We start from the raw sequence: 26,759 nt of genomic DNA, 5'->3' as shown, positions 1-26,759 counted from the left end.
TGTTGTCGCCCGTTGACTTCGAAGCCAGACAGCAGAAACTGAAAGAGGCAGGTGTCTAGAAAACGTGGGGCATCTCAGTTCTCATACTTTCACCCAAGGCCGGCGGTGTAGGACTTACGATCACCGCCGCCAACAACGTGATCCATCTATCCCGCTGGTGGAACCCAGCTGTCGAAGATCAGGCAACGGATCGGGCCTACCGGATCGGTCAGACAAAGCCGGTAACAATCCATATCCCAATGGCTGTCCATCCTGATGAAGCGATTGGACCTTCAAGCTTCGACCAACGGCTCGATGCCCTCATGGAGCGTAAACGCTCCATGAGCAGGGGGCTGCTTATGCCACCCGAGAGTGATCGTGACGCTGATGACCTGCTTTCGGATGTTCTCGATGGAAGAAAAACCGGCAGCGATGAAGGCGCCGAATTTGCACTTTCTTCAACTCCTTCTTCCTCGGACGGCCAGGCGATTGATGTCACATATGCAGTACCCGATAAGTCTGAGGCAGAGTCACAGGTCAGCCAAGAGGATACAGCAGACGTTGCGCCTGAAGTTCCTGTCGCTGCAGAACCCGCTCCCGAAGCAACAGTACCCGCTTCCCGGAGACCCGTCTTATCGGTCCGAACACCAGTCGAGGCCGCCGAAGCTCGCACACCCAGTGTTCAGCGTGTGGTTTACGAACAATATGGGCCGCGTGACTGGACGATCTTTGAGCAATTCGTCCGCGAAGCCAGAATCGAGCGCCTCGAAATCCAGGATCCCTACTGCTGTGCGGACGAGCAGGCTCGGGGACGCCTGCTAAATTTCGTCAGTCGGTTCTCTGAACTCGCTGCGAAGCTTGATGAAGTCCGGATAGTGACCTTCGATGCGGACTCGGTCGATAAACGAATGGCGGAAACCAATGGCGATCAGCGTTCCGATCTTGAAAACCGCTGGAAAAACAGGATCGGATCGATTCCTCTGCATCTGGCCCAGTGTTCCCGCCGCTCGAGAGGCGATTTGCATGACCGCTTTGTAAGAGCGCAACTAGACAATGGCGACGCCGTCATATGGGATTTAGGACGGGGAATCGACGGAGTTATGAGCTCCAAATGGTCATGTGTCGTCAATGCCTTTCACGACAAGAGCTCGGCTAGCATCGGATTGCGGGGACATCGTTTGCAGAAAACAGGCGTTTCCCGACTTGTATAATATCTGGTAATCCCCCCTGTGATTAAGGGGGTTTAAAAATAGAATTTTCTCGGCACTATGCATGAGGAGATTTTGAATGAAGACCAGCCGATACAGTGAAGCGCAGATTCTTTCGATTTTGCGTCAGGCGGAAGGCGGCGCGCCGGTGGCGCAGTTGTGCCGCGAGCATGGCATGAGCGATGCCTCTTTTTACAAATGGCGAGCGAAATATGGGGGCATGGATGCGTCCATGATCAGCCGGATGAAGGCGCTGGAGGACGAGAACCGGCGTCTGAAACGGATGTATGCGGACCTGAGCATGCAGAACGATCTGATCAAGGAGGCCCTTGGAAAAAAGTAGATCGGCCGTTGGAGCGCTGTAAATCAGGCGCAGATCGGCGGCCACGAATTTGCGGTCCTTCCAGGCGCAGACGTTCAGAGAATGGCGCACCAGATGCAGTGAGCCATTGGAACGCCATTGGTTCGAGAGACAATGGCGAACACAAGTCTGAACCGTGGCCTCCGGGAAGGCGGCGGTGATGGCGTCAGGAAAGCCCTTCAGCCCGTCCACGACCGCGATCAAACAGCAAAAACTGAAAGAGACCGGTGTCTAAGCCGACCCGTTGATTCATCGCGCATCTCCTCCGCGCATAATAGCCAACTCGCGCCTTCTCAATATCTTTTGGTTGCTCTATACTAAAGGAATATTGTCCTGAGGGGGGGCGGAACATCTCATGTCCGATCCTAGGTTGCACCGCCTTTTCAATCGTGCGCGCATCGATGATCGACAGATCAACGAACTGATCGGCCTCGCGCACGGCATCACCGCCGATGGCACCGTCAATCAGGCAGAGGCCGAATTTCTCCGCAAATGGCTTGCTGCAAATACCGCCGTATCGGACAATCCAGTCGTCGCCACCCTTTTCTCCCGCGTCAATGAGATGCTGATCGACGGCGATCTCGACCCCGAGGAATCACAAGACCTTCTTGAGACATTGCGACGGTTTTCGGCCGGCGATTTCGAACTCGGCGAAGTGCTAAAGGCGACGCGCCTGCCGATTGACACGCCCCAGCCCGAAATTGCATTCGAAGGCAGTCGATTCTGTTTCACTGGCACCTTCGCCTTCGGCAGCCGACGCGACTGCGAGGCGGCGGTTCTGGAACGCGGCGGGGAAGCGGGCTCGCTCGTGCGGTCAACCCACTATCTCGTCATCGGCGTTTATGCAACCGATGCCTGGGCGAATTCCTCCTTCGGCCGGAAGATCGAGAAAGCTGTTGGCTGGAGGACCAAAGGCGCACCGATCTCGATTCTGAGCGAGGAACACTGGGTGGCAAATTTGTAACCGTCGCCGGACGCACTCTCTTGCGTGGCGGCCCGAATTTGTCCCCCCGCGGGACTAAATGTCCGAGATTTGCCCTAAAACCCCACAGATAAGGTCCAAGGCTTTTGCAGCCTTGCCCGAAAAGTGTTTATTTTCAAGGGGAAAATGGTGCCCACAGCGAGATTCGAACTCGCGACCTCTCCCTTACCAAGGGAGTGCTCTACCCCTGAGCCATGTGGGCATCTGATTTCGTCAGCGGGCTTTTGCCACAGCCTGCGCCCCGGCGCAACCCTATCGCTGCACTTGCGGTGATTTCTTTCTGCGCTTATTCTGCCCCCATGATCAAAACACCAAAAAACCCTCAAAAAAATCGCCAACAGCCCTATGGGCCCGAGGCCATGGCTGCCGCGCAAAAAAGAGCGACAGAAAAGCAACAGCGTTTGGCACAGGCGCTGAAGGCCAATTTGGCCCGGCGTAAGCAACAGGCCCGCGCCCGAGATGGGGAAAGCCCCGGCCACGATGATCAGATCGGGGGTTAGGGGCAGCCCATTAAGCTTTGTTGTCCCAGCTTTGCAGCTTGCGATAAAGGGTTGAGGGCGATACTTCGAGCCTGCCCGCCGCCCGGGTGATATTGCCATCGCACAGGGCAATCGCCCGGCGAATCGCCCGCTCTTCCGTCATCGCCAAGGGCTCGATCTCCACCGCGCCCTCGGCCTTGCCTGCGCCGCTTTGCGGGCTTGATGGCTGATCCATGGCGATCATCGGGGCCATGTCATCCAATCGGCCGGCATTTTCATTCTTTAATGTCTGTTCTTTTAAAGCCTGAGCCTTTTGCAGGGATTCCTGCAAGGAGCGCGACAACATCGGCTGTTCCAGCACCACCCCATCATAAAGCACCACGGCGGTATGGATCACATTGCGCAATTCCCGTACATTGCCCGGCCAATCATAGCCCAACATGCAGGTTTCGGCTTCTTCGGTGAAGCGCTCGAAGGATTTACCTTCTTCCCGCGACAGTTCGTGCAGAAAGCTGCGGGCGAGGCCGATGATATCGGTGCCACGCTCGCGCAAGGGCGGCAGATCAATGGGGATCACATGCAGGCGATAGAATAAATCCTCCCGCATCCGGCCTGCGGCCACTTCGCGCATGGGATCGCGATTGGTGGCGCAGATGATCCGCACATCCACCTTGCGGGTTTCATCCGAGCCCAAAGGCTGCACCACTCCGGTTTGCAAAAAGCGCAGGAGCTTGGCCTGCAAAGCCAGATCCATTTCGCAGATTTCATCGAGAAACAGCGTGCCCCCATGGGCTTTGACGGCGGCCCCTTCCCGGTCGGCGGTGGCCCCGGTAAAAGCCCCCTTTTTATGGCCGAAAATCTCGCTTTCAATCAAATCGCTGGGCAGGGCCGCCATATTGAGAACGATATAGGGAGCATGACGCCTCGGCGAATGGCGATGGAGCGCCATGGCGCACAGCTCTTTGCCGGTTCCCGATTCGCCGGAGATAAACACACTGGCCCGGGATGGCGCGGCGCTTTTGATCATCCGATAAACCGCCTGCATCGGCAGGCTTTTGCCCACAAAATCACCAAAGCCCCGATCTTGAAAGCTTTCTTCATAGCGCTTGACCAGATTAGCCAAACGCCAGTTTTCAAGGGCATTGCGCATGGTGATAACAAGGCGTTCGGCATCAAAGGGCTTGACCAGAAAATCAGTCGCCCCGGCACGCATCGCCTGCACCGCCACCGAAACCGAGCCATGGGCGGTGATCACCACCACCGGCGGTCGCGGCGCACGTTCAGGCAATTCGGCTAAAAGAGACAGGCCATCGCCATCGGGTAAATTGAGATCGAGCAGAATAAGATCAGGCATGGCGCGCCCCAGCGCCGCTTTGGCTTCGGCCAAAGATCCGGCGATCACCGTGCGCGCATCAAGGCGGCCAAGATAAGCCGCATAGGTTTGCGCCAGGCTCGGGCTATCTTCAACGATCAGAATATCAAGCGCTTCTGTTTCGATCATGGCCATCACGAATTCATTACAATTCTTTCTATTAACCGATCGCAAACCTGTTTGTCTCACCATCATTCATCATAGTCACAATCAAGGGGCCTCAGTGCCATGGCTGAGGAGATCACGACCAAGGACCGGCGCACCCATCCCCGCCGCTCTGTCATCTGGATGGGAACCCTCAAAGTCGGAGATTTCAGCTTCTCCTGCCGGGTTCTCGATCTGTCTTTGGCCGGTGCCCGCATCAAGCTGGCCTTGCCCCTCAAACGCAATGCGGCGGTCACATTATCCATCACCCGCTGCGGCGATCTGCCTGCCGAAATCAGTTGGCACAAGGATGACAGGCTGGGCCTTAATTTCACCATCCCGGCGGCCGAGGTCCGCAGGCTTTTGGGGCCATCGGCGGTGAGCAGTCTGGGGCTTGACGTCTCCCAACACAATGAGCAAAACTGAAAATCCGCTGTGTCCTCCCCTCATCCCGGCCTTCATCCCAGCCTGAGACACATCAGATTGGCCGGGGGCGGTCTATGAAAGAGCCTGTTCTTGCCGCATCTTGCTTATGTTAATGGCCACTATGCCCCGCATCAAATGGCCAGCCTTTCGATCGAGGATCGGGCCACCCAGTTTTCCGATGGGGTTTATGAGGTTTGCCTTTATCTCAATGGCCATGGGGTGGATTTCACCGCCCATATGGACAGGCTGGATCGATCCCTTGCCGCTTTATCCATCCCCGCCCCCATGGGGCGCCGGGCCATGGCTTTGGTGATGGATCGCCTGCTGATCCGCAATCGCCTGCGCACCGCCAGCCTTTATCTGCAAATCAGCCGGGGCGTGGCGCCGCGCGATCATGCTTTTCCCAAACCCGCCCCTGCGCCATCCCTGATCATGACCGCCAAGCGCTTTGATTGCGCTGCCCTGAAACGCCAGCAGGCCAAAGGCATTGCGGTGATCAGCACCCCCGATCTGCGCTGGAAACGCTGCGATATCAAATCCGTTTCCCTGCTGGGCAATGTGCTGGCAAAGCAGGCGGCCCGACAAAAAGGCGCGGGCGAAGGCTGGATGGTGGATGCCGATGGCCTGATCACCGAAGGCGCATCATCGAGCGCCTTCATCATCGATCAGGCGGGCTGCCTGCGCATCCGTGAGCTGGCCGCCGATATTCTGCCCAGCATCACCCGGCAAGCGGTGCTTGATATTGCAGCACAGCAAAAGATCACCATCGATCACCGCGCCTTCAGCCTCGATGAGGCGAAATCCGCCAAAGAAGCCTTTATCGCTTCAACCACCGCCGGGGTGACCCCGGTGATTTCGCTGGATGATCAGATGATCGGCCATGGCCAACCGGGGCCGATCACCCAAGCCATCATCAGCCGCCATTGGGATCATATGCAGGCGTTTTTCGATCAGCCTGCGCGGGCGCCTTCGGCGTCCAGAATGGCACAAAGCCCGGCCCGATAATCAGGATAGGCGAGATCGACCCCCAATTCATCATGGATCAGCCGATTGGCCACCCGCTTGTTATCAGCGTAAAAACTGCGTGCCATGGGCGAAAGCTGCGCCTGTTCAAAAGGAATTTCCGGGATCGGGCCCAGCCCCAGAAGATCAGCGGCAAAAGCCGTTACATCGCTGGAGGCTGCGGGCAGATCATCACACACATTATACACCGCCCCCGCCCGTGGCCGGGCCATGGAGGCCATCAGAACCTGCGCGATATCCTCCACATGAATACGGGAAAACACCTGCCCCGGCTTTGCGATTCTTTGGGCCCGGCCCGCCCGCAAAGCATCAAAAGGGCTGCGCCCGGGGCCATAGATCCCGGCCAGTCGAAACACATGAACGGGCAAGCCTTGGCCATCCGCGCCCCTAAGCCCAAACCAGGCCTGTTCCGCCAGAACCCGGCGGCCCCCCCGATCCGTGGCGGGGGTGGGGGCTGTTGTTTCATCCACCCAGCCGCCCTGATGATCGCCATAAACCCCGGTGGTGGATAAATAGCCCAGCCAGCGCACAACCCCTGACGGGCGGGAGCCGACATCGGCCAAATGCGCGCCATGATGGCGCAAAACAGGATCGTTTCCCCCGGCTTCCAGCCCATCATCGAGATCATCATTGAAGGGCGGCACCGATGACAACACGAAACCGGCAGCCAGAAGGGCGGCCAGGCCCCGATCGTCCATCGGCTTTGTGCCATCAAACAAATGCGCCTCATAGCCCATGGCGATAAGTTCAGCGCAGCCCTCAATCGTGCGGGCCGTGCCGGCAATCGTCCAGCCCTGCCTCTTTAGCCGCGCCGCCAGCGCCCGGGCGCTATAGCCAAGCCCGAAGCAAAAAAGCCTTTCATCCGCCATATCGACCTGCCATTTTATTGATCATGATGAACCACACCCCTTTTTTGGCACAGAACTGGCGCTTTTGCATCCTTGTGCCGCTGATTTTCACATTGATTTTGCTGGCCCTGCTGGCAGGCGGCCTGATGGTCAAGCCTGCACAAGCCCAGCAGGATGGCAGGATCGATGAAATGCCCCTTGATCAGCGCCCCGGCAAATCCGTGCCCCGTGGCCCCCGCGCCCTTTCCAATGATCCCATGATGGATGATCCCCTGGAGCCGCTTTTGATGCCGGATTATCAAAGCGTGACCGATGCCGAGACCAGAGCCCAGGCCAAACGCTATCATGATTGTATGCGCCAGGCCCTGAAAGCCCCCGATCAGGCGCGGATCGAAGCGATGGCGTGGCTATCGGATGGGGCGAGCATCCCGGCGCTCCATTGTCTTGCCAGTGCTTTGGTCAATCTGGGGGATTATGATGCGGCGGCGCAAAATTTCACATCATTGGCCGATCAGATGCGCACCGGGCGCGGGGTGACCTATAATATCATGGCGGCGGATGATCCCTATAGCCTTTTGGCCGGGATTTATGGCCAATTGGGCAATGCGCTGTTATTGGGCGATCATCCCGCCCGGGCCTATACCGCCTTTTCTCAAGCGCTTGCCGAAGCCCCGGAGCAAAGCACGCGGCTTATTTATCTGCTTTTGCTGGATCGCGCCCGATCTTTAGGTTTGCTCGAGGATTATGAAGCAGCCATCACCGATCTGGAAAAAGCGCAAGACATCGCAGGCTGGCAGGCCGATATCGCCCTTTATCTGGCCAGTGCCCATCGCGCTTTGGGCGAGCTTGAACCCGCGCTGGATGCCGCCCTACAGGCTGTGGAAATGGACCCCGAAAACCCCACCGCCCGGCTGGAACGCGGCAATATCCAGATGCTGATGGGCAAAGAAAGCCTTGCCCGCAGCGATTGGAACGCCATCATCGAACGCTGGCCATCCAGCCCGGCAGCAGCGGCCGCCCGGGCCAATCTTGCGGCTTTGGGCGAACCGGAAGCCCTGTCACCTTATGATCCGGCAGTTGATGAGGTGGTGGGTGCCCCCCCAAATAACTGAAACAGATTGTGGATCATGCTTTGAAAATCTGCGGCTTGCAGCAAGGCGCAGAGCAGGTTAAACCGCTCATCTATGTCAGTCTTGGTCAAAATTTGTGGCGTATCATCCATTGCCGCCCTTGATGCTGCCGCTGAAGGCGGGGCGGCTTGGGTTGGTTTTGTGTTTTTCCCCCCCTCGCCACGCTATGTGGATGCCCGGCTGGCCCGGGATCTGGCCGATTATGCCCGGGGCAAGGGGCTGGAAACCGTCGGCGTTTATGTTGATCCCGATGATCATCTGCTGAAAGAAACCGCTGTCGCCGTTGATTGGGTGCAATTGCATGGCACCGAAAGCCCCGAACGGGCAATGGCCATCCGCCGCATTTTCGCCAGAAAAATTATCAAAGCAATCCCCATCAGTGCGGCAAACGATATCCGCTTGGCCGATGCCTATGAACAGGCCGCCCAGATGATCCTGTTTGATGCAAAGCCCCCCCGGGGCCATAAATTACCCGGTGGCAATGGCCATTCTTTTGAATGGAGCCTTTTGCGCGATTATCGATCATCCTTGCCCTGGATGCTTTCAGGCGGCCTTGATCGCGATAATCTGGAAGCGGCGGTGGCCGCCAGCGGGGCTTTGATCGCCGATGTATCCTCTGGCATTGAAACCGCGCCGGGGGTCAAAAGCGTTGAGAAAATCACTGACTTTTTAAGGCTAGCCCGCCAATTAAACAGGCCCGAACACAGTTCAAAGGAGCATTCCGCGTGACCCAGGACAGGGCCAATCGGCCCAACAGCTTTCGCACCGGGCCAGATGATGATGGCCATTTCGGGCGTTTTGGCGGCCGTTATGTTGCCGAAACACTGATGCCTTTGATTTTGGATGTTGAAAAAGCCTGGGCGGCGGCGCGCATCGATCCCAGTTTTCTCGAAGAGATGGATGATCTGCTGCGCCATTATGTGGGCCGCCCCAGCCCGCTTTATTATGCCGAGCGGCTGACCGAGCATTTAGGCGGCGCCAAAATTTATATGAAGCGCGATGAGCTCAATCATACCGGCGCGCACAAGATCAATCATGCCATCGGCCAGATTTTGCTGGCCCGGCGCATGGGGAAAACCCGCATCATCGCAGAAACCGGGGCCGGGCAGCATGGGGTGGCCACCGCCACCGTGGCCGCCCGCTTTGGGCTGCCCTGCACGGTGTTCATGGGGGCAAAGGATATCGAACGGCAAAAGCCCAATGTGTTTCGCATGCGGCTTTTGGGGGCCGAGGTGCGCCCCTGCCATTCCGGCTCTGCCACATTAAAAGATGCGATGAACGAAGCCCTGCGCGACTGGGTAGCGCATGTGGAGGATACTTTTTATGTGATCGGCACCGTAGCCGGGCCGCATCCTTATCCTGAAATGGTCCGCACCTTTCAATCGGTGATGGGCCATGAAGCCCGCGAGCAGATCCTTGATCGCGAAGGCCGCCTGCCCGATAGCCTTGTGGCCTGCATCGGCGGCGGCTCCAATGCCATCGGCCTGTTTCATGCTTTTCTCGATGATCCCGATGTGGCCGCCTATGCTGTGGAAGCGGCGGGCAAGGGCCTTGAAACCGGCGAACATGCCGCCGCCATCGCCGGGGGCAAGCCCGGGGTTTTGCATGGCAATCGCACCTATCTTTTGCAGGATGACGATGGCCAGATCACCGAAGCCCATTCGATTTCCGCCGGTCTCGATTATCCCGGCATCGGCCCCGAACATGCCTGGCTTTCAGAAAGCGGCCGGGTGAGCTATGTTTCGGCCACCGATCGCGAAGCCCTTGATGCCTTTCAGCTTTGCGCCCGGCTCGAAGGCATTTTGCCGGCTTTGGAGCCCAGCCATGCTTTGGCCCATGTGATCCGCATGGCCCCGGATCTGCCGAAAGATCATCTGATCATCATGAATATGTGCGGCCGGGGCGATAAGGATATTTTCACCATCGCCGATGCTTTGGGAGTGGAGCTGTGAAGAGCCGCCTTGATCAACGTTTCCAATCCCTGAAAGAGCAAAAGCGCGGGGGTCTGATCACCTTCATCACCGCTGGCGATCCCGATCCGGACACCAGCGCCCGGCTTTTGGCGCGGCTGCCCGCCGCCGGGGCCGATATCATTGAATTGGGGATGCCGTTCAGCGATCCCATGGCCGATGGCCCGGCCATTCAGGAGTCAAGCCTGCGCGCCCTGGAAGCCGGGATGACCCTGCGTAAAACCCTTAAAATGGTTGAGGATTTCCGAGGCAGCGATCAGGATACCCCGATCATTTTGATGGGATATTTCAACCCGATCATGGCTTTTGGGGTGGATGCCTTTATCGAGGAAGCCGCCCGGGTGGGTGTGGATGGCCTGATCCTTGTGGATCTGCCCCCCGAAGAAGATCGCGAAGTGCGGGAACCGGCGGCAGCGGTGGGCATGGCGCTGATCCGCCTTGCCACCCCCACCACCGATGCCGGGCGCTTGCCCCGGGTTTTGGAAAATGCGGCGGGGTTCATTTATTATGTCTCGATTGCCGGGGTAACCGGCACCGCGCAGGCAAAACCCGAAATGATCGATGAGGCGCTTGCCGCCATTCGCGCCGCCATGCATAAAACGGGCAATCTGCCGTTGGCGGTGGGCTTTGGCATCAAAACCGCCGATGATGTGCGCCGCTTCACCCAAAGCGCCGATGCCGCCGTGGTGGGTTCGGCCATCGTGCAGGAAATCAAGGCGCATCTTGATGATGAAGGCCGGGCCAAAGCCACATTGCTGGACGCCGTGACCGATTTTGTGCACAGTCTGGCCATGGGGACGCGCCCCCAAGCCGATGACCGATCCTGAATACTGATGCGATGCCGATCTTTTGGGCCGGGAGCTGAATGATGAACTGGTTGACCGATTATGTGAAACCGCGCTTGTCGAAGGTGATCAGAAAAAGAGAATCACCCGATAATCTGTGGCATAAATGCAAATCCTGCGGTCAGATGATCTTTCATCGCGATTATGTGGCGGCGCTGAAGGTTTGCTCGAATTGTGATTTCCATGATCGCATCGGCCCCAAGGATCGCTTTGATGCCCTGTTTGATGAAAGCCGTTACGAACTTTTGAAGCTGCCTGCGGTGAAAGACGATCCCCTGAAATTCCGCGATACAAGGCGCTATACGGATCGCTTGAAGGAAGCCCGCAATGCCTCGGGCGATCAGGATGCCGTGCAGCTTGCCAAGGGGTCATTGGGCGGCGTGACCTCGGTGATTTTGGTGCAGAATTTCTTCTTCATGGGTGGCTCCATGGGGATGGCCGTGGGCGAAGCCATCGTCCGCGCTGCCGAAGAAGCCATTGCCAGCAAAGCCCCGCTCATTTTGTTTTCGGCAGCGGGCGGCGCCCGGATGCAGGAAGGGATTTTATCCCTGATGCAGATGCCGCGCACCACCGTGGCGGTGGATATGGTCAAAGAAGCGGGCCTGCCTTATATCGTCGTTCTTACCGATCCCACCACCGGCGGGGTGACGGCATCCTATGCCATGCTTGGGGATGTGCATATTGCCGAGCCGGGGGCGCTGATCGGTTTTGCCGGGCAAAGGGTGATCGAGCAAACCATCCGCGAAAAATTGCCCGAAGGCTTTCAGCGGGCGGAATATCTGCTGGATCATGGCATGGTGGATATGGTGGTTCATCGCCACGAAATGCGCGCCACTTTGCGCAGGCTGGTTTCTTTGCTGATGGAAAAGCACCGCCCCGTTCTCAATGATGCCGTGCAATAATCCCCTGTTCCATAACAGCAAGGGGAAAACGGGGTGAGCCCATCACGACAATCGGTGGAACAGGCGCTGGGGCGCCTTGGTGCCCTGCATCCCAAGGTCATTGATCTGTCTTTGGGGCGGATCATCGATCTGTTGGGAAAGCTGGGCAATCCCCATCTCAGCCTGCCGCCGGTTTTGCATGTGGCGGGCACCAATGGCAAGGGATCGGTGGTGGCCACCTGCCGGGCCATGGCCGAAGCCGCGGGCTTGCGCGTTCATAGCTATATTTCGCCGCATCTGGTGCGCTTTAACGAACGCATCCGCATTCAGGGCCGCCTCATTGATGATGAGACTTTGGTGGCTTTGCTCGATGAGGTGGAACAGGCCAATGCGGGCGCCCCCATTACCTTTTTTGAAATCACCACGGCGGCGGCTTTTCTGGCTTTTGCGCGGGTGCCCGCCGATCTGTGCCTTTTGGAAGTGGGCTTAGGCGGGCGTCTGGATGCCACCAATGTGATCGATCGCCCCGCCGCCATTGCCATCACCCCCATATCCCTTGATCACCAGTCTTTTCTGGGCAATCGTCTGGATCAGATCGCGACGGAAAAGGCGGGGATCATCAAGCCCCATGTGCCCGCGATCTTTGGCCCGCAAACCGCGCAGGCGGCGGCTGTTTTGCAACAAACGGCCCAAAGCCTGTCGGCCCCTTATCAGATTTATGGGCGCGATTGGCGCGCAGCCCTGCATAAAGATAAAGCCGGGGTGATGAAGCTGCTTTATCAGGATCAAAAAGATCGGCTGGAATTGCCCGCGCCCATTTTACACGGCCCGCATCAGGCGGCCAATGCCGGGATCGCCATCGCCCTTTTGCGCGCACAGCAGGCGGTGGATATACCCCTGGCCGCCCTGCGCGCGGGTTTGGGCTGGGTGCGCTGGCCGGGGCGGCTGCAAAAGCTGGAAGCCGGGCCTTTGGTGGATCGCCTGCCCCCCGGGGCCGATCTGTGGCTGGATGGGGGGCATAATCCCGCCGCCGCGCGCATCCTGCGGGCCGCCCTTTTGCAGATGGCCCCCGAAACCCGGCCGATCATCGCCATCATCGGGATGATGGGCAATCGCGATCCATCGAGCTTCATCAAGCCTTTACAGGGTTTGGTGCAAACGGTTTACGGGGTGCCCATCCCATCTGCCGAGCATCCCTGTGCACCCTCTAAGATCGCCACCGCCGCCAGCCAATGCGGCCTGCGCGGGCTGGTCGCTTCTGGTGTGGCCGGTGCCCTTGATGCCATTGCCCATGAAGCATCCGCCGAGCCCCCTTTGGTGCTGATCACCGGATCGCTTTATCTGGCAGGCGAAGTTCTGGCGGAAAACGGCCAGATCCCGGATTGAACGCTTTTCATGACCCTTTTTAGTCCGGCTTTTTGATCGCATCCCGGTGCCATTAAGACGACGTTGAGATTTGCCGTTTATGATGGGAGCAGAAGAAAAAACAGATCAGGCAAAACCCCGGATAAAGGCTTCAGGCGCGGCCTTTTCCACTGCCAGACCCTGAAACGACAATTGGATGTATAACCAATGCAGCAGATCGATGTAACCGGCCTGAAAGCACCCCTCCCCATTTTGAAAATTCGCCGGGCTTTATCCGCCATGGCGCATGATGATGTGCTGATGGTGGTGGCTGATGATCCCGATCTGGTGATGGTCCTTCCCGCTTTTTGCGAACAGGCCGGGCACCGGCTGATCATGGCCCGGCAAAAAGGCCCGTGCTTTTATTTCGAGCTGGCCCGGGGCGATGCCTCCCCAAAAAACACCACCCACGCCTTTTTGCAGCATGCAAGCTGACTTTCCCTTCTCTTCATGATAGATGAAAATCTGAACATCAGGCGGACCCGATAGCGAGTGTCAGGTTTTCTGCCTTTCATAAGGATGGGGATATTCATATCATGACGACAGGGCTTTTTCGGAGCATTTTTCTGCCCCTGCTCGCGGCCATCACGCTATCCGCCTGCGCTTCGAACAGCCCCGCTGATCAGCGCCGCGCCCGCGATAATATGACCGAAAGGCTATCGCAGATCCCCACTGTGGATATTTCCTCGCGCCTTTATAGCCAGGCTATCGAGATGAAGCGCAATGGCAATTGCAATGGGGCCATGCCCTTATTTTATCGGCTGGCCAATCGCGGTGGTGGCTTTGAACTGGCACAATATCATCTGGCCGATTGTCTGTTGCGCATAGCCACGCCCAGCATCACCAATACCGATTGGCTTGAAGGGCTGATCTGGCTGCGCCGTTCGGCGGAAGCCGGTGCCCCCGAGGCCCAGGGCCTTTTGGCCCATCTTTATGCCACCGGCCCCGGCGATATCGCCAATAAAACCGAAGCGGCGATGTGGTTCAGCCTTTATGAAAAAAACCCCGCCCGCAAAAAGCCGGGTTTTTCCTATGCGCTCACCCCTGCGCAACAAGCCGCGATCCTAAAAGCTTTGGATGCCGAGACCCTTGCCAAAGGGGATGCCCTTGCCAATCAATGGCAAAGCACAATCTGGCAGCCGCCCAGCGCGGGCAGGCTTGCCCCCGAAGCCCCGCGATCCGAAGGCGGGATCGATATGCTACAGCCGCAATAAAGGCATGAACCCTTTTCAAGGGCGCAGCAATCAACTGTGCAACAATCAACGGCGCGATAAAAATCCCGCCGCCCAGCCCGCCAATAAAGCAATCAGCACCGCCGAAAGGCCATAGATCGCCGGATCATTGCGTGCGACCTGATAGACCGCGCGTTCAAAGCCGGTTTTGCCCACCGCAATATCAATCACATCTTCGGCAATCACCACCCCATCGGCAAACACCACCACCCGCGCATCGAAAAGCCCTTCGGGCACATTGGAGGGCAGGCGCACCGCCGTGCGAAAAAGCGTCTGGCCGATCAGGCTCACCCGATCTTCATCCAGCCGATAAAGCCCGGCTCTGACCATATTGCGAATGAAGCCTTCGCGGAAAGCCATGCGCTCCGCCGATGGTGCCAGATCGATATCAAGGGGCAGATGATCCGCCCCCAAAGCCAGCCGGGATAAAGCCTCTTGCGCACTGATCTCTTCGAGCGGCCTTGTGCTGCTCAGGGCATAATAGCCCGGGGCGGCGCGAATGATCGCCGCGCTATGATTAATCCACAGCCCGCCAACCCTTTCTTTTTTCCGCACCCGCATATCTTCGGTGGGGCCGGTGATGCTGACCACGATATCGATCTGATCCGATAGCCCCCCCATATCCGACAAGGCACCAAACAACAGCAGATCCGCCCCCGCAAAATCATAGCGCAGATCAACGATATCCTTGCTGATATCGGTCACCAGCCCCTGCCCGCTGGCCGAGGGCACACAGGAAATCGATAACCATGACGCCACCACCAGAAGCAGGCTGGCCAAGGATCGCCGCCCAAAGCCCTGCTTTAGGGTTCGGGCCATCATGGCATCACCGCCATAATCGAATAGAGATCATCGGGGGGCACAACCAATCCCCAACCCATGCGCACCCCAACCCCCAGAACGATCAAGGCCAGCAAGGCCCGCAATTGCTCGCCCTTCAGCTTCATGCCGATGCGGGCGCCCCATTGCGCCCCGAAAACCGCCCCCACCAGAAGCAGCAGGCTCAAAATCACATCCACCGTCTGGGTTTGTACGGCATGGAGAAAGGTGATGATCGCGGTCACGAAAATGATCTGATAGAGCGATGTGCCGACCACCACATTGGTGGGCATGCCCAAAATATAGATCATTGCGGGCACCATGATGAACCCGCCGCCAACCCCTAAAATGGCCGCCAGCAGCCCCACCAAAGCGCCAATCACCAAAGGCAACAGCACCGAAATATACAGCCGCGATTTGCGAAAGCGCATCTTGAAAGGCAGGCGATGATGCCATGCCCGCCCCCCACGCTTGGCGGGGCGGCGCGCCATACCTTTGCGGCTGCGCAAAAGGGCCGCCACGCTTTCCCGCAGCATCAGCCCGCCGATCGATCCCAAAAACAGCACATAGCTGAGCGAGATCATCAATTCCACCTGCCCAATGCGACTGAGATAGGCAAAAAGCCAGGTGCCCAGCACCGAACCCACGGCGCCGCCCGCAATCAGAACGCTGCCGAGCTTTAAATCCACACCGCCGCGCCGCCAATGGGTGATGGCCCCGGTCACCGATGAAGCGGTGATGAGATTGGCCCCGGTCGCCACCGAAACCGCTGGCGGTACACCGGAAAAAATCAGCAGGGGGGTCATCAAAAAACCGCCGCCCACGCCAAACATGCCGGATAAAAATCCAACAGCCGCACCAAGGCCAATCACCAAAAAGATATTGAGCGACATCTCTGCGATTGGCAGATAGAGGGGCATGGTGCCTTTTAAACCTCAAAAAATATGGGATGAAACCACTTTAATTCAGTACTCCCTTAGCTGCGGCAGTGCAACAAAGGGCTGGCCGCGCATCAGGAAAAAAAGATCAGTTTAATAACCAAAGCAATGATCGCCAGCATGAACACCCGCTTGATCAACACATCGCCAACCAGAACCGAAGAGCGCACCCCAAGCCAGGCCCCCACAGCATGACCCAAAGCCAAAGCCAGCCCGGCGCTCCACAAAACCTGAGATTGGCTGGCAAAAACCGCCAGTGCAGAACAGGTATAAACCAAAACGATAAACACTTTGTGCATATTGACCCGCACAAGATCGATTCCCATCACCCGCGATAAAATCGGCATCAGCAAAAAGCCCACACCAATCTGGATGAAGCCCCCCCAGATGCCCGCCAAAATCATCAAAAGATGGCCCGCCAGCAGATTGCGCGCCGGTGATGGCTGATCATCCTGCACGGATGTCTGGCCATTGCCGCCGGTGGCCATCAGGATCAGCACCAGGATCATGACTGCCCCCAGAACGCGATTGAACCACGGGCCGCTAAGATTAACCCCGATCATCGCCCCGCCAATCGCCCCCACCGACGCCGCCATGGCCAGGCTGAACGACAAGCGGAAATCAGAAAAGCCCCGCCGCCGGAAGCTGGTGACTGCGGTGATATTCTGAACCACGATGGCCACGCGAAAGGTGCCATTGGCCAATGGCCCGGGAATGCCCAAAAACACCATCGTCAAAACGCTGATCATCGAGCCGCCGCCGGCCATCACATTCAGCCACCCTGCGGCAATTCCGGCCAGGCTCAGAAAGGGAAGGAGCCAAAGATCCATCATTCATCCAGTCAATTGAGGGATTTAACATGCATAGACAATTTTAGGTTCTTTACAAAATGAAACAATTTGACGCAAATGTGATGGAATATGACGCACGCCTTTTTATCATCTCATGGTATGTAGGCTACCGAAAGTTCTTCAATGTATAAGTGTGGTCCATGATGATGTTATCGGTGCGGGCACGATTGCTTTCGGTGGGATTGGCGATCATCGTCTTTACTTTGCTGGCCATGACCGCCACCCATCTGCAAAAAGATGGCGGTATCCTGCATCGATTAAGTTTTCAGCAGATTCGTGATATCAAACAATTGGATCATCTGGTCGAGACCAGACCTGAAAACGCCATCTTCCATGACAAAGCAAAGGATCTGGCGCAAAATATTCGGGCATGGGGGGCGTCTTGTACCCTGACCATGACCCGCCCGGTGGGGTTGCCCTTGCGTTTATTGGCGCCGGATGATCTTGTTCAGGCTTGCCAGCAAAGCGTGCAAACCGCTGAGGCGATATTGCAGATCCTCGATCATCAGGAGCCTGATGGGGCGACAGGGCTTCCTTCAGATGCTGGCAAATCCTATAGCGATGCCGATCGCCTCGCCCCCCTGATCACCGATTTCAACCGCCAGATCAACCAGATCGACAGCAGTGTGAATATCCTCAACAGCCGTTTGGTGATTGCCCTCACCAGCCTTTTGTGGATGACCGGCCTTGTGACCACGCTTTATTCAGCCTGGACCGCGCTTTTTATCGCCAATCGTGTGGGGCGGCTTCATGCCAGCGTGCAGGAACTGGCCCGGGGCGAGATCGATACCAGAATTTCCAGCCTTGATCGATCCGATGAATTTGGCGATTTTGCCCGTACGCTGGATCGTTTCCGCCAATCGGCCCAGCAGCTTAAAGCCGCCGAGATGGAAGCCTTATCGGCCAGCCGTTCGAAATCACAATTTCTGGCGATGATGAGCCATGAATTGCGCACCCCCCTGAACGCGATCATCGGCTTTGCCGATCTGATCCGCGTGGCCAAGAATAACACCGACATCGAAACCCTGCGCAGCTATGCCGGCTTTATCCATGAAAGCGGGCTGAACCTGCAGGAACTCATCGATAATCTGCTTGATATTTCAAAAATCGAGGCCGGGCGCTATCATCTGCGCGAAGAACGGCTCTATCCCGGCGACGTGATCCGCGACGTCATCTCCCTTCATCAAATGAAGGCAGATGCCAAATCCTTGGCGATCATTCTGAAATTACCCCTTGAGCCTGTTTTTTTATGTGCCGAACGCCGGGCTTTGCGGGTGATTTTGTCCAATCTTTTGGATAATGCCATCAAATTCTCGCCGGAAAAGGGCTCGATCACCATCAGCGCCCAATTTGACAAGGCGGGCTATCGCATCGATATCCGCGATCAGGGGGAAGGCATTCCCCAACAGGCCCAGGATCTGGTGTTCGAGCCCTTCAAACAACTGGATGATGATCTGGCGCGTAAGGCGGCAGGCACCGGCACCGGCCTGCCGCTGGTGCGCCGCTTGATGCATTTGCACGATGGCGAGGCCTGGCTCAGTTCTGAAACCGGTTCTGAAACCGGCCCCGGACTCAACCAGAGGGGGGGCACCATCGCCACTGTGCTCTTCCCCCCTCAGCGCCTTGAATTCGATCTTAAGAAAACGCCACCGTCAACGGTGATGTCGTCCTGATCACATATGAATGGCCCGCTGATGCACGGCCAAAGCCGCTTCTTTCACCGCTTCGGAATGGGTGGGATGGGCATGGCAGGTAAGGGCAATATCTTCCGAACTGGCTCCAAATTCCATCGCTAAAGCGGCTTCGGCGATCAGGGTTCCGGCCATGCTGCCGATGATATGCACGCCCAGCACGCGATCGGTTTCCTTATCCGCCAATATTTTCACGAAACCTTCGGTATCACCATTGGTTTTGGCGCGCGAATTGGCCATGAAGGGAAATTTTCCAACGCTATAGGCGATGTCCGCCGCCTTCAGCTCTTCCTCGGTTTTCCCCACACTGGCCACTTCCGGCATGGTGTACATCACGCTGGGGATCACATCATGATTGACGATCCCGGTCAGCCCGGCGATATTTTCGGCGCAGGCAAGGCCTTCATCCTCGGCCTTATGGGCCAGCATCGGGCCTTTCACCACATCGCCAATCGCCCAGATGCCGGGCACATGGGTTGAGAAATCATCATTGATATCGATCCGCCCGCGTTCATCGGTTTCCAGCCCGGCTTTTTCAAGATCAAGGCTATCCGTGTGCGGTTTCCTGCCCACCGAAACCAGAACCACATCGGCATCGATCTGTTCGCTCTCCCCGCCCTTGGCTGGCTCCACCGTTACTTTGGCCTTGGTTTTCAGGGCTTCAACGCCTGTCACCTTCATTCCGGTGCGAATGGTCACGCCCTGCTTTTTGATGATGCGCTCGAAAGCCTTTGCCAGTTCCTGATCCATGCCCGGCAAAATCCGATCCATATATTCGATCACCGTCACTTCAGACCCCAAACGCCGCCAGACCGAGCCAAGCTCAAGCCCGATATAGCCGCCGCCAATCACCAGCAGATGTTTGGGAACCGATGGCAAAGACAGCGCTTCGGTCGAGCCAACGATGCGCTCCCCATCCAAAGTGATATTGGGCAGGCTGGCAATATCCGAACCCGTGGCGATGATGATGTTCTTCGCCTTCAACTCGCGCTTGCCACCCTCGGTCAGCGACACCGCAATCGTTTGCTTGTCCTTGAATTGAGCGCTGCCCTTCACCCATTCAACCTTGTTCTTCTTGAACAGGCCTTCAACGCCCTTGGTGAGGCCAGCCACGGATTCATCCTTGGCTTTCAGCATCGCATCAAGATCAAGGCTGACCTTGCCAAGGCCGATCCCCCATTTTTTAAGGTGGCCGCCTGCGGTTTCTTCATAAAGCTCTGACGCATGAAGCAGGGCTTTGGAGGGAATACAGCCAACATTAAGGCAGGTGCCGCCCAAGGTGCCGCGCTTTTCCACACAAGCGGTTTTCAGCCCCAATTGGGCTGCGCGGATGGCCGCAACATAGCCACCCGGGCCTGCACCAATCACGATAAGATCAAATTCATCTGCCATAAAGTCTCTCCGTTTGAAGGGGGTCGCAGGCTTTGGGAAGCCCGATTAAAGATCAAGCAAAAGACGGCTTGGATCCTCGATGGCATCTTTCATCCGCACAAGGAAGGTCACGGCTTCGCGTCCATCAATCAGGCGATGATCATAAGACAAGGCCAGATACATCATCGGACGGATCACCACCTGACCCTTGATCGCCACCGGGCGTTCTTCGATCCGATGCATCCCCAAAATTGCCGATTGCGGGGCATTGAGGATGGGCGTGGATAAAAGCGAACCAAAAATCCCGCCATTCGAGATGGTAAAGGTGCCGCCCGTCAGATCATTCACCGCCAGCTTGCCATCGCGGGCCTTGCGGCCATACTCCACAATCGCTTTTTCGGTATCGGCAAAAGACAATTGATCCGCATTGCGCACCACCGGAACCACAAGCCCGGTGGGGGCCGATACGGCAACGCCGATATTGTAGAAATTCTGATAAACGATCTCGTCGCCATCGATGCGGGCATTGACCCCCGGCACTTCGCGCAAAGCCAGAACCGCCGCGTGAACGAAAAACGACATGAAGCCCAGCTTGATGCCATGCTTCTTTTCAAACAGATCCTTATATTGATTGCGCGACGCCATCACCGCCGACATATCCACATCATTGAATGTGGTGAGCATCGCCGCCGTATTCTGGGCATCCTTCAAACGCTCGGCAATCCGCTTGCGCATCCGGGTCATCGGCACCCGTTCTTCGCGCGGGGCTTCCGGCGCCGTCTCGGAGGCCTTTCCCGAAGAAGCCTGGCCGCCTGAGGCCGATTGGCTGCCCAAGGTGCGGGCCGAGCCATTTTCAATGGCTTTCAAAACATCGGCCTTGGTCAGCCGATCATCCTTGCCCGAACCCGTGATAGACGCCGGATCGAGATGATAATCCGCCAGCAAGCGCCGCACCGCCGGGGCCATGGGCTGGTTGGCATCGGGTTTCGCATCCGATGTCTTGGATGAAGCCGCCGAGGCTTTTTCGCTCTTTTCAGCATCGGATTCTGAGGCCGCTTTGCTATCCTGTTTCGAGCCCGCCTTGGCGGCCGATTTGGAAGCACTGGCCCCCTTTTCGATGCGCCCGATCACATCGCCGGGATGCACCGTTGCCCCTTCTTCAACCAAAAGCTCTACCAAAACGCCAGAGACCGGGGCATTCACCTCCATCGCCGCTTTATCGGTTTCAAGCTCGGCAATCGGCTCATCGGCTTTCACCGCATCGCCCTTTGCCTTCAACCAGCCGCCCAAACCGGCTTCGGTCACCGATTCGCCTGCTTCCGGCACGATGATATCCACCAGTTCGCCGCTGGCTTCATCGGCGTCATCATCATCCGCGTCATCGGCATCAGATGACCGGGATGGCGCGGCTTTGCTGGACGATGCCTTGCTGGACGTTTCTTTTTTTGCGGCGGATTTTTCGGCCTTGGCGTCCGGGTCGATCTTGCCGATCAAGGCCCCCACCTCAACGCTCTCGCCTTCTTTCACAAGCTGTTCAGTCAAGACCCCCGCCACGGGTGCATTGACCTCCATCGACACCTTGTCGGTTTCCAACTCGACCACCGGCTCATCGGCTTCGACCGCTTCGCCCTCTGCCTTCAGCCACTTGGCGATGGTGGCTTCGGTGACGGATTCACCAAGGCTTGGAATGCGAATGTCCTCGGCCATCTGTTCGTGCTCCTTGTTCTGTTCCTGATCGCCTTTTTGGGGCGGCGTTTGATGCGATAATCTGTATGCGCTGTTAAAGGCTCAAGGCCTCATCAAGCAATTTTTCCTGCTGCGAGACATGACGTGAGGCCAGCCCCGTCGCCGTTGATGCGGTGGCATGACGACCGGCATAAAGCGGCCGATCCCGGGCGCTGCCGGCCTCTTTCATCGCCTGTTCGATATGCGGTTCGATATAGGACCAGGCCCCCATATTCTTTGGCTCTTCCTGACACCAGATCACCCGCTCGGCATTTTTATAGCGCTTCAATTCATCCACCAATGTTTCATGAGGGAAGGGATAAAGCTGCTCGATCCGCAAGATCACGCTATCATCCTGATTGCGGGATTCACGCGCTTCAAGCAGATCGAAATAAACCTTTCCCGAACACAGGATCACGCGCTTGATCTGGTCAGCCTTTTTCAGTTTCAGGGTCGAGCCGGGGATCATTTCGGCATCATCGCGCAAAATCCGGTGGAATTGCGTGGTGGGCCCCATATCCGCCAATTTGGATGTGGCGCGCTTGTGCCGCAGCAAGGATTTCGGCGTCATGATAATCAAAGGCTTGCGGAATTTGCGATGCATCTGGCGGCGCAGGATATGAAAATAATTGGCCGGTGTGGTGCAATTGGCCACCTGCATATTATCTTCGGCGCATAATTGCAGATACCGCTCAAGCCGCGCCGAGCTATGCTCGGGCCCCTGGCCCTCATAGCCATGGGGCAGCAGCATCACCAATCCCGACATGCGCAGCCATTTGGCTTCGCCCGAAGCGATGAACTGATCGATGATCACCTGCGCACCATTGGCAAAATCGCCAAATTGCGCTTCCCATAAAACCAGCGCCATCGGCTCGGCCAGCGTATAGCCATATTCAAAGCCCAACACCCCGGCTTCGGAAAGCGGGCTGTCGAGCACCTCGAAATGGGCGCCCTTTTTCACCTGATCAAGGGGAATATAGCGGGTTTCAGAGCGCTGATCGACCCATACCGAATGGCGCTGGGAAAAGGTGCCCCGGCCCGAATCCTGGCCCGACAGGCGCACATGATAGCCTTCAGACAGCAAGGTGCCAAAGGCCAGCGCTTCCGCCGTCGCCCAATCGATGCCTTCGCCGGTTTCCAGCATCTGATCTTTTGCATCCAGAATCCGGCGCAAAGTGCGATGGATGTGAAATCCATCCGGCACTTCGGTCAAAACCTTCCCAACCGCGTGGAGGGTACCTTCATCCACGCCGGTATCGGCACGACGGGCCAAATTGGCGGCTTCGGGTTGGGCAAATCCGGTCCAGCGGCCTTCCAGCCAATCGGCTTTATTGGGCTTATGGGATTTTCCGGCCTCAAACTCATCTTCGAGCATGGCATGATATTCATCGACCCAGCCGTTGAATTCCTCATCGCTGAGGATGCCTTCCGCCTTCAACCGATCCGCATAAATCTGGGTAACCGAGACATGCTTCTTGATCGCCGCATACATCAAAGGCTGGGTAAAGGCGGGCTCATCGGCTTCATTATGGCCAAAACGCCGATAGCAGAACATATCCACCACCACGTCTTTCTTGAATTCCTGCCGGAATTCGGTGGCCACCTTGGCAGCGAACACCACCGCTTCAGGATCATCGCCATTCACATGAAAAATTGGCGATTGCACCATTTTCGCAACATCGGATGGATAGGGCGATGAGCGCGAATAAGACGGGGATGTGGTAAAGCCGATCTGATTATTGACGATGAAATGCACGGTGCCGCCGGTGCGGTAGCCCCGCAAGCCCGAAAGCATCAAACATTCCGCCACCAAACCCTGGCCGGCAAATGCCGCATCGCCATGCAAAAGCAGCGATAAAACCTCGCCCCGCTCTTTATCATTGCGCTGGGTTTGCTTGGCCCGGGCCTTGCCCAGCACCACCGGATCCACGGCTTCAAGATGGGATGGGTTGGGCGATAAAGACAGATGAACATTATTGCCATCAAAGGCACGATCCGATGATGTGCCCAGATGATATTTCACATCGCCCGAGCCTTCCACCTCTTCGGGGTTCACCGCACCGCCGCGAAATTCATGAAAAATCTGGCGATAGGGCTTTTGCATCACATTGGCGAGAACATTCAAACGCCCGCGATGGGGCATCCCCAGAATGATTTCCTTCACCCCATTCTGGCCACCGGTTTTGATCACCCCCTCAAGGGCAGGCACCATGGCTTCGGCACCATCAAGCCCGAAACGCTTGGTTCCGGTATATTTCTTGCCAAGGAATTTTTCATAATGTTCAGCCTCGATCAACTTGCGCAGGATCGCCAGCTTGCCCCGGCGGCTGAACTGAATTTCCTTGTCCCGGCCTTCGATGCGATTTTGAATCCAGGCTTTTTCTTCCGGCTCGTTGATGTGCATGAATTCCACACCAACATGCTGGCAATAGGTGCGCTCAACAATCGTGATGATCTCGCGCACGGTTGCCGTTTCAAGACCCAATACATGGCCGATATAGATCGGACGATCCAGATCATCCTCACCAAAGCCATAGGTTTCCGGCATCAATTCGGCATGGCGAGGGCGATCTTCCAGGCCTAAGGGATCAAGCTTTGCCAAAAGATGGCCGCGCACCCGATAGGCGCGGATCATCATCAGGGCGCGGATGGAATCAAGGGTGGCCGCCCGCACATTTTCAGGCTCGACCTTGGCGGCTTTGGTCGCCGCCGGTTTTTCGGCAACGACCGAGCCGGGATCAAGGGCCGATGTCAGATCATCGACCGGCCCCCGAAGCGGCCAATCAGACCGCGCCCAGGATGGTTGCTGATGGGCGCTGGCCGCCCCTTTTTCCAGCTTGTCGAAATACGCACGCCAGCTTTCATCAACCGATTGCGGGTCCGCCGCATAGCGATCATAAAGTGATTCGATAAAAGCAGAGCTGGCACCGGAAAACAGATCCGGCAGTTCGTGATCCCGACCCATCAATGAGCCTCCTTAAGGCTGTGCTTAGCCCTTCAAAACATCCACCAAAGTCGTTCCCAGCGAAGCCGGGCTATCGGCAACCACGATCCCGGCTGCCTTCATCGCCTCGATCTTATCTTCAGCACCGCCCTTGCCACCCGAAACAATCGCCCCGGCATGGCCCATGGTGCGGCCCTTCGGTGCGGTTCTGCCCGCCACGAAACCAACGATCGGCTTCCTGATTTTCGCCCGCGCAAGGAAGTCTGCCGCTTCTTCTTCGGCAGAGCCACCAATTTCGCCGATCATGATGATCGATTGCGTTTCATCATCGGCCAAAAACATATCCAGCACATCGATGAAATTAGTGCCATTCACCGGATCGCCGCCAATCCCCACACAGGTGGATTGCCCCAAACCAGCGGCTGTGGTTTGCGCCACCGCTTCATAGGTGAGGGTGCCCGAACGCGAGACGATGCCCACCGAACCCCGGCGATGGATATGGCCGGGCATGATGCCGATCTTGCAGGCATCGGGGGTGATCACACCGGGGCAATTGGGGCCCACAAGGCGCGAGCCGGAATGGGCCAAAGCCCGCTTCACCCGCACCATATCCAGCACCGGAATGCCTTCGGTGATGGTCACGATCAATTCTATCCCGGCATCGATGGCTTCTAAAATGGCATCCGCAGCAAAGGGCGGCGGCACATAAATGGCGCTGGCATTGGCCCCGGTTTTGGCCCGGGCATCATGTACCGTATCGAAAACCGGCAGATCCAGATGCTTGCTGCCGCCTTTGCCCGGGGTAACACCGCCCACCATATGGGTGCCATAGGCAATCGCCTGTTCGGAATGAAAGGTCCCCTGGCTTCCGGTGAAGCCCTGGCAGATAACCTTGGTATTCTTGTCAACGAGGATAGCCATTGGACTTATGCCTCCCCTTTTGCAGCGGCGACCGCTTTCACGGCGGCATCATTAAGATCATCGGCGGCGGTAATCGCCAAACCGGATTCATTCAGCATCTGTTTGCCCAGTTCCACATTGGTCCCGGCAAGACGCACCACCAAAGGCACGGTAAGGTTCACTTCGCGCGCAGCGGTGATAATGCCTTCCGCGATGATATCGCAGCGCATGATGCCCCCGAAAATATTGACCAGAATGGCCTCGACATTTTCATCGGACAAAATGATCTTGAAGGCTTCGGTCACCCGCTCCTTCGTTGCACCACCGCCCACATCAAGGAAATTGGCCGGCGAACCACCGCTGAGCTTGATGATATCCATGGTGGCCATGGCAAGGCCGGCGCCATTCACCATGCAGCCAATGCTGCCATCAAGGCGAATATAGTTCAGCTCATGCTTGGCGGCACGCAATTCCATTTCGTCTTCTTCCGATTCATCGCGCAATTCGCGCACATCGGCATGACGAAACAATGAATTGCCATCAAATGACATTTTGGCATCCAGCACCACCACATCATTGTCTTTGGTGACAACGAGCGGGTTCACTTCCAAAAGGCTGGCATCCAGATCGATGAAGGCCTGATAAAGGGATTTCACAACCTTCATCGCCTTTTTAAGAACATCGCCTTCCAGCCCAAGGCTGAAACCGATGCGGCGCTGATGAAAAGGCATCAGGCCCGTGGCCGGATCGATGGTGAGGGTGAGGATTTTTTCCGGCGTATTGGCCGCCACCTCCTCGATATCCATACCGCCTTCGGTAGAGGCGATGATCGCCGGACGACCGCTCGCCCGGTCCACCAGAATCGAGAGATAGAGTTCTTTGGCGATAGCGCAGCCATCTTCGATATAAACCCGGCGCACTTCCTTGCCGTCCGGCCCGGTCTGATGGGTGATGAGCTGCATCCCCAGCATCTTGCGGGCGGCGTCTTCCACCTCATCGATGGATTTCACAACCTTCACACCGCCACCCTTGCCACGGCCACCGGCATGGATCTGGGCCTTCACAACCCACACCGGGCCGCCCAGAGCCTTGGCCGCTTCAACGGCTTCCGCCGCCGTATAGGCAATGCCGCCGCCCAGAACAGGCGCGCCATATGTTTTTAAAAGGCTTTTCGCCTGATATTCATGAATATTCATGCAGTCATTTCCCTGTCAGGAGCATGGATCGGGCACCAAA

General features: G+C 57.1%; 23 protein-coding genes, 1 tRNA gene and 3 pseudogenes. 15 read left to right on the top strand and 12 right to left on the bottom strand.

The features are described from left to right. Positions 1 to 77: 77 nt before the first annotated feature. Both QK300_RS07495 and QK300_RS07490 read left to right on the top strand, forming a co-directional pair. A pseudogene (locus QK300_RS07495) lies at positions 78 to 1,190 on the top strand (C-terminal helicase domain-containing protein); the annotation flags it as partial. 76 nt (positions 1,191 to 1,266) lie between these two features. Further along, positions 1,267 to 1,527 (top strand): annotated as a pseudogene (locus QK300_RS07490) (transposase); the annotation flags it as partial. A 3-nt stretch (positions 1,528 to 1,530) separates the two neighbouring features. Here QK300_RS07490 and QK300_RS07485 read toward each other — a convergent pair. Continuing rightward, positions 1,531 to 1,752, bottom strand: a pseudogene (locus QK300_RS07485) (transposase); the annotation flags it as partial. A 151-nt stretch (positions 1,753 to 1,903) separates the two neighbouring features. Here QK300_RS07485 and QK300_RS07480 point away from each other — a divergent pair. Beyond that, positions 1,904 to 2,512, top strand: a complete 609-nt coding sequence (locus QK300_RS07480) for a BRCT domain-containing protein (protein WP_281301080.1) — start codon at positions 1,904 to 1,906, stop codon at positions 2,510 to 2,512. Positions 2,513 to 2,657: 145 nt separating this feature from the next. Here QK300_RS07480 and QK300_RS07475 read toward each other — a convergent pair. Continuing rightward, a tRNA-Thr gene (locus QK300_RS07475) sits at positions 2,658 to 2,732 on the bottom strand. Positions 2,733 to 2,889: 157 nt separating this feature from the next. Between QK300_RS07475 and QK300_RS07470 the strand changes: the two genes are divergently transcribed. Then, positions 2,890 to 3,030 (top strand): hypothetical protein, encoded by a 141-nt coding sequence (locus QK300_RS07470; protein ID WP_281301079.1) that lies wholly within the window; start codon positions 2,890 to 2,892, stop codon positions 3,028 to 3,030. A gap of 10 nt (positions 3,031 to 3,040) precedes the next feature. Here QK300_RS07470 and QK300_RS07465 read toward each other — a convergent pair whose 3' ends face one another. Further along, positions 3,041 to 4,510, bottom strand: coding sequence for a sigma-54 dependent transcriptional regulator (locus QK300_RS07465; RefSeq protein ID WP_348651849.1), 1,470 nt, complete (start codon positions 4,508 to 4,510; stop codon positions 3,041 to 3,043). Between the two features lie 99 nt (positions 4,511 to 4,609). Here QK300_RS07465 and QK300_RS07460 point away from each other — a divergent pair, with 99 nt between their 5' ends. Together QK300_RS07460 and QK300_RS07455 are read left to right on the top strand one after the other, a co-directional pair. Beyond that, a complete protein-coding gene (locus tag QK300_RS07460) occupies positions 4,610 to 4,951 on the top strand; it encodes a PilZ domain-containing protein (protein WP_042087085.1) in 342 nt (113 codons plus the stop codon). Positions 4,952 to 5,041: 90 nt separating this feature from the next. Further along, the gene (locus tag QK300_RS07455; RefSeq protein WP_281301077.1) at positions 5,042 to 5,956 is read left to right on the top strand and encodes a D-amino-acid transaminase; all 915 of its coding nucleotides are present in this window, start codon (positions 5,042 to 5,044) and stop codon (positions 5,954 to 5,956) included. On the opposite strand, the gene QK300_RS07450 is transcribed toward QK300_RS07455, so the two are convergent. Further along, positions 5,902 to 6,843: an SDR family oxidoreductase gene (locus QK300_RS07450; protein ID WP_281301076.1), complete on the bottom strand. Its 942-nt coding sequence runs from the start codon at positions 6,841 to 6,843 to the stop codon at positions 5,902 to 5,904. The two genes, QK300_RS07455 and QK300_RS07450, sit on opposite strands and share 55 nt — an antisense overlap. A gap of 26 nt (positions 6,844 to 6,869) precedes the next feature. Between QK300_RS07450 and QK300_RS07445 the strand changes: the two genes are divergently transcribed. The 8 genes from QK300_RS07445 to QK300_RS07410 all read left to right on the top strand — a co-directional run bounded on the left by QK300_RS07445 (position 6,870) and on the right by QK300_RS07410 (position 14,266). After that, complete coding sequence (locus QK300_RS07445) at positions 6,870 to 7,934, top strand: hypothetical protein (protein ID WP_281320832.1); 1,065 nt, start codon at positions 6,870 to 6,872, stop codon at positions 7,932 to 7,934. 72 nt (positions 7,935 to 8,006) lie between these two features. Then, positions 8,007 to 8,681 (top strand): phosphoribosylanthranilate isomerase, encoded by a 675-nt coding sequence (locus tag QK300_RS07440; protein WP_281301074.1) that lies wholly within the window; start codon positions 8,007 to 8,009, stop codon positions 8,679 to 8,681. After that, a complete protein-coding gene (gene trpB / locus QK300_RS07435) occupies positions 8,678 to 9,904 on the top strand; it encodes a tryptophan synthase subunit beta (RefSeq protein WP_281301073.1) in 1,227 nt (408 codons plus the stop codon). The genes QK300_RS07440 and trpB overlap by 4 nt, the downstream gene beginning before the upstream one ends. Beyond that, positions 9,901 to 10,749: a tryptophan synthase subunit alpha gene (gene trpA / locus QK300_RS07430; protein WP_281301072.1), complete on the top strand. Its 849-nt coding sequence runs from the start codon at positions 9,901 to 9,903 to the stop codon at positions 10,747 to 10,749. The genes trpB and trpA overlap by 4 nt, the downstream gene beginning before the upstream one ends. Before the next feature lie 41 nt (positions 10,750 to 10,790). After that, the gene (gene accD, locus QK300_RS07425; RefSeq protein WP_348651848.1) at positions 10,791 to 11,669 is read left to right on the top strand and encodes an acetyl-CoA carboxylase, carboxyltransferase subunit beta; all 879 of its coding nucleotides are present in this window, start codon (positions 10,791 to 10,793) and stop codon (positions 11,667 to 11,669) included. Positions 11,670 to 11,702: 33 nt separating this feature from the next. Continuing rightward, complete coding sequence (locus tag QK300_RS07420) at positions 11,703 to 13,034, top strand: folylpolyglutamate synthase/dihydrofolate synthase family protein (protein ID WP_281301070.1); 1,332 nt, start codon at positions 11,703 to 11,705, stop codon at positions 13,032 to 13,034. Positions 13,035 to 13,220: 186 nt separating this feature from the next. Then, complete coding sequence (locus QK300_RS07415; protein ID WP_281301069.1) at positions 13,221 to 13,487, top strand: sulfurtransferase TusA family protein; 267 nt, start codon at positions 13,221 to 13,223, stop codon at positions 13,485 to 13,487. A 101-nt stretch (positions 13,488 to 13,588) separates the two neighbouring features. After that, a complete protein-coding gene (locus QK300_RS07410) occupies positions 13,589 to 14,266 on the top strand; it encodes a hypothetical protein (RefSeq protein ID WP_281301068.1) in 678 nt (225 codons plus the stop codon). Positions 14,267 to 14,311: 45 nt separating this feature from the next. Here the strand turns inward: QK300_RS07410 and QK300_RS07405 are convergent, their stop codons facing one another. From QK300_RS07405 to QK300_RS07395, 3 genes are all read right to left on the bottom strand, one after another. After that, a complete protein-coding gene (locus tag QK300_RS07405; protein ID WP_281301067.1) occupies positions 14,312 to 15,106 on the bottom strand; it encodes a TIGR02186 family protein in 795 nt (264 codons plus the stop codon). Next, positions 15,103 to 16,023, bottom strand: coding sequence for a sulfite exporter TauE/SafE family protein (locus tag QK300_RS07400; protein WP_281301066.1), 921 nt, complete (start codon positions 16,021 to 16,023; stop codon positions 15,103 to 15,105). The genes QK300_RS07405 and QK300_RS07400 overlap by 4 nt, the downstream gene beginning before the upstream one ends. Before the next feature lie 92 nt (positions 16,024 to 16,115). Then, the gene (locus QK300_RS07395; protein WP_281320831.1) at positions 16,116 to 16,871 is read right to left on the bottom strand and encodes a sulfite exporter TauE/SafE family protein; all 756 of its coding nucleotides are present in this window, start codon (positions 16,869 to 16,871) and stop codon (positions 16,116 to 16,118) included. Between the two features lie 161 nt (positions 16,872 to 17,032). Here QK300_RS07395 and QK300_RS07390 point away from each other — a divergent pair, with 161 nt between their 5' ends. Next, positions 17,033 to 18,565 (top strand): HAMP domain-containing sensor histidine kinase, encoded by a 1,533-nt coding sequence (locus QK300_RS07390; RefSeq protein WP_281301064.1) that lies wholly within the window; start codon positions 17,033 to 17,035, stop codon positions 18,563 to 18,565. Here QK300_RS07390 and lpdA read toward each other — a convergent pair whose 3' ends face one another. The 5 genes from lpdA to sucC all read right to left on the bottom strand — a co-directional run bounded on the left by lpdA (position 18,566) and on the right by sucC (position 26,719). After that, positions 18,566 to 19,975 (bottom strand): dihydrolipoyl dehydrogenase, encoded by a 1,410-nt coding sequence (lpdA, locus tag QK300_RS07385; RefSeq protein ID WP_281301063.1) that lies wholly within the window; start codon positions 19,973 to 19,975, stop codon positions 18,566 to 18,568. A gap of 45 nt (positions 19,976 to 20,020) precedes the next feature. Beyond that, the gene (gene odhB, locus QK300_RS07380; protein ID WP_281301062.1) at positions 20,021 to 21,661 is read right to left on the bottom strand and encodes a 2-oxoglutarate dehydrogenase complex dihydrolipoyllysine-residue succinyltransferase; all 1,641 of its coding nucleotides are present in this window, start codon (positions 21,659 to 21,661) and stop codon (positions 20,021 to 20,023) included. Between the two features lie 73 nt (positions 21,662 to 21,734). Beyond that, the gene (locus QK300_RS07375; RefSeq protein ID WP_281301061.1) at positions 21,735 to 24,644 is read right to left on the bottom strand and encodes a 2-oxoglutarate dehydrogenase E1 component; all 2,910 of its coding nucleotides are present in this window, start codon (positions 24,642 to 24,644) and stop codon (positions 21,735 to 21,737) included. 24 nt (positions 24,645 to 24,668) lie between these two features. Continuing rightward, positions 24,669 to 25,544 carry a succinate--CoA ligase subunit alpha gene (gene sucD, locus QK300_RS07370; protein WP_042087115.1) on the bottom strand — a complete coding sequence of 292 codons (876 nt, stop codon included), beginning with the start codon at positions 25,542 to 25,544 and terminating at the stop codon, positions 24,669 to 24,671. A gap of 5 nt (positions 25,545 to 25,549) precedes the next feature. After that, positions 25,550 to 26,719, bottom strand: a complete 1,170-nt coding sequence (gene sucC, locus QK300_RS07365; RefSeq protein ID WP_281301060.1) for an ADP-forming succinate--CoA ligase subunit beta — start codon at positions 26,717 to 26,719, stop codon at positions 25,550 to 25,552. Positions 26,720 to 26,759: the final 40 nt, after the last annotated feature.

Source organism: Iodidimonas sp. MBR-22 (assembly GCF_029946565.1).
GTDB lineage: Bacteria > Pseudomonadota > Alphaproteobacteria > Sphingomonadales > Rhodothalassiaceae > Iodidimonas > Iodidimonas nitroreducens.
This window is presented reverse-complemented; position numbering and strand designations above follow the sequence as displayed.

Excerpts from the sequence above, each read along its gene's own strand:
- odhB (WP_281301062.1), bottom strand. The coding sequence starts at position 21,661 with ATGGCCGAGGACATTCGCATTCCAAGCCTTGGTGAATCCGTCACCGAA.
- QK300_RS07480 (WP_281301080.1), top strand. The coding sequence starts at position 1,904 with ATGTCCGATCCTAGGTTGCACCGCCTTTTCAATCGTGCGCGCATCGAT.
- QK300_RS07395 (WP_281320831.1), bottom strand. The coding sequence starts at position 16,871 with ATGGATCTTTGGCTCCTTCCCTTTCTGAGCCTGGCCGGAATTGCCGCA.
- accD (WP_348651848.1), top strand. The coding sequence starts at position 10,791 with ATGAACTGGTTGACCGATTATGTGAAACCGCGCTTGTCGAAGGTGATC.
- sucC (WP_281301060.1), bottom strand. The coding sequence starts at position 26,719 with ATGAATATTCATGAATATCAGGCGAAAAGCCTTTTAAAAACATATGGC.
- QK300_RS07405 (WP_281301067.1), bottom strand. The coding sequence starts at position 15,106 with ATGATGGCCCGAACCCTAAAGCAGGGCTTTGGGCGGCGATCCTTGGCC.
- QK300_RS07460 (WP_042087085.1), top strand. The coding sequence starts at position 4,610 with ATGGCTGAGGAGATCACGACCAAGGACCGGCGCACCCATCCCCGCCGC.
- QK300_RS07375 (WP_281301061.1), bottom strand. The coding sequence starts at position 24,644 with ATGGGTCGGGATCACGAACTGCCGGATCTGTTTTCCGGTGCCAGCTCT.
- QK300_RS07470 (WP_281301079.1), top strand. The coding sequence starts at position 2,890 with ATGGCTGCCGCGCAAAAAAGAGCGACAGAAAAGCAACAGCGTTTGGCA.
- QK300_RS07445 (WP_281320832.1), top strand. The coding sequence starts at position 6,870 with ATGAACCACACCCCTTTTTTGGCACAGAACTGGCGCTTTTGCATCCTT.
- QK300_RS07440 (WP_281301074.1), top strand. The coding sequence starts at position 8,007 with ATGTCAGTCTTGGTCAAAATTTGTGGCGTATCATCCATTGCCGCCCTT.
- sucD (WP_042087115.1), bottom strand. The coding sequence starts at position 25,544 with ATGGCTATCCTCGTTGACAAGAATACCAAGGTTATCTGCCAGGGCTTC.
- QK300_RS07450 (WP_281301076.1), bottom strand. The coding sequence starts at position 6,843 with ATGGCGGATGAAAGGCTTTTTTGCTTCGGGCTTGGCTATAGCGCCCGG.
- QK300_RS07390 (WP_281301064.1), top strand. The coding sequence starts at position 17,033 with ATGATGATGTTATCGGTGCGGGCACGATTGCTTTCGGTGGGATTGGCG.
- QK300_RS07410 (WP_281301068.1), top strand. The coding sequence starts at position 13,589 with ATGACGACAGGGCTTTTTCGGAGCATTTTTCTGCCCCTGCTCGCGGCC.
- QK300_RS07400 (WP_281301066.1), bottom strand. The coding sequence starts at position 16,023 with ATGCCCCTCTATCTGCCAATCGCAGAGATGTCGCTCAATATCTTTTTG.
- QK300_RS07415 (WP_281301069.1), top strand. The coding sequence starts at position 13,221 with ATGCAGCAGATCGATGTAACCGGCCTGAAAGCACCCCTCCCCATTTTG.
- lpdA (WP_281301063.1), bottom strand. The coding sequence starts at position 19,975 with ATGGCAGATGAATTTGATCTTATCGTGATTGGTGCAGGCCCGGGTGGC.
- QK300_RS07465 (WP_348651849.1), bottom strand. The coding sequence starts at position 4,510 with ATGATCGAAACAGAAGCGCTTGATATTCTGATCGTTGAAGATAGCCCG.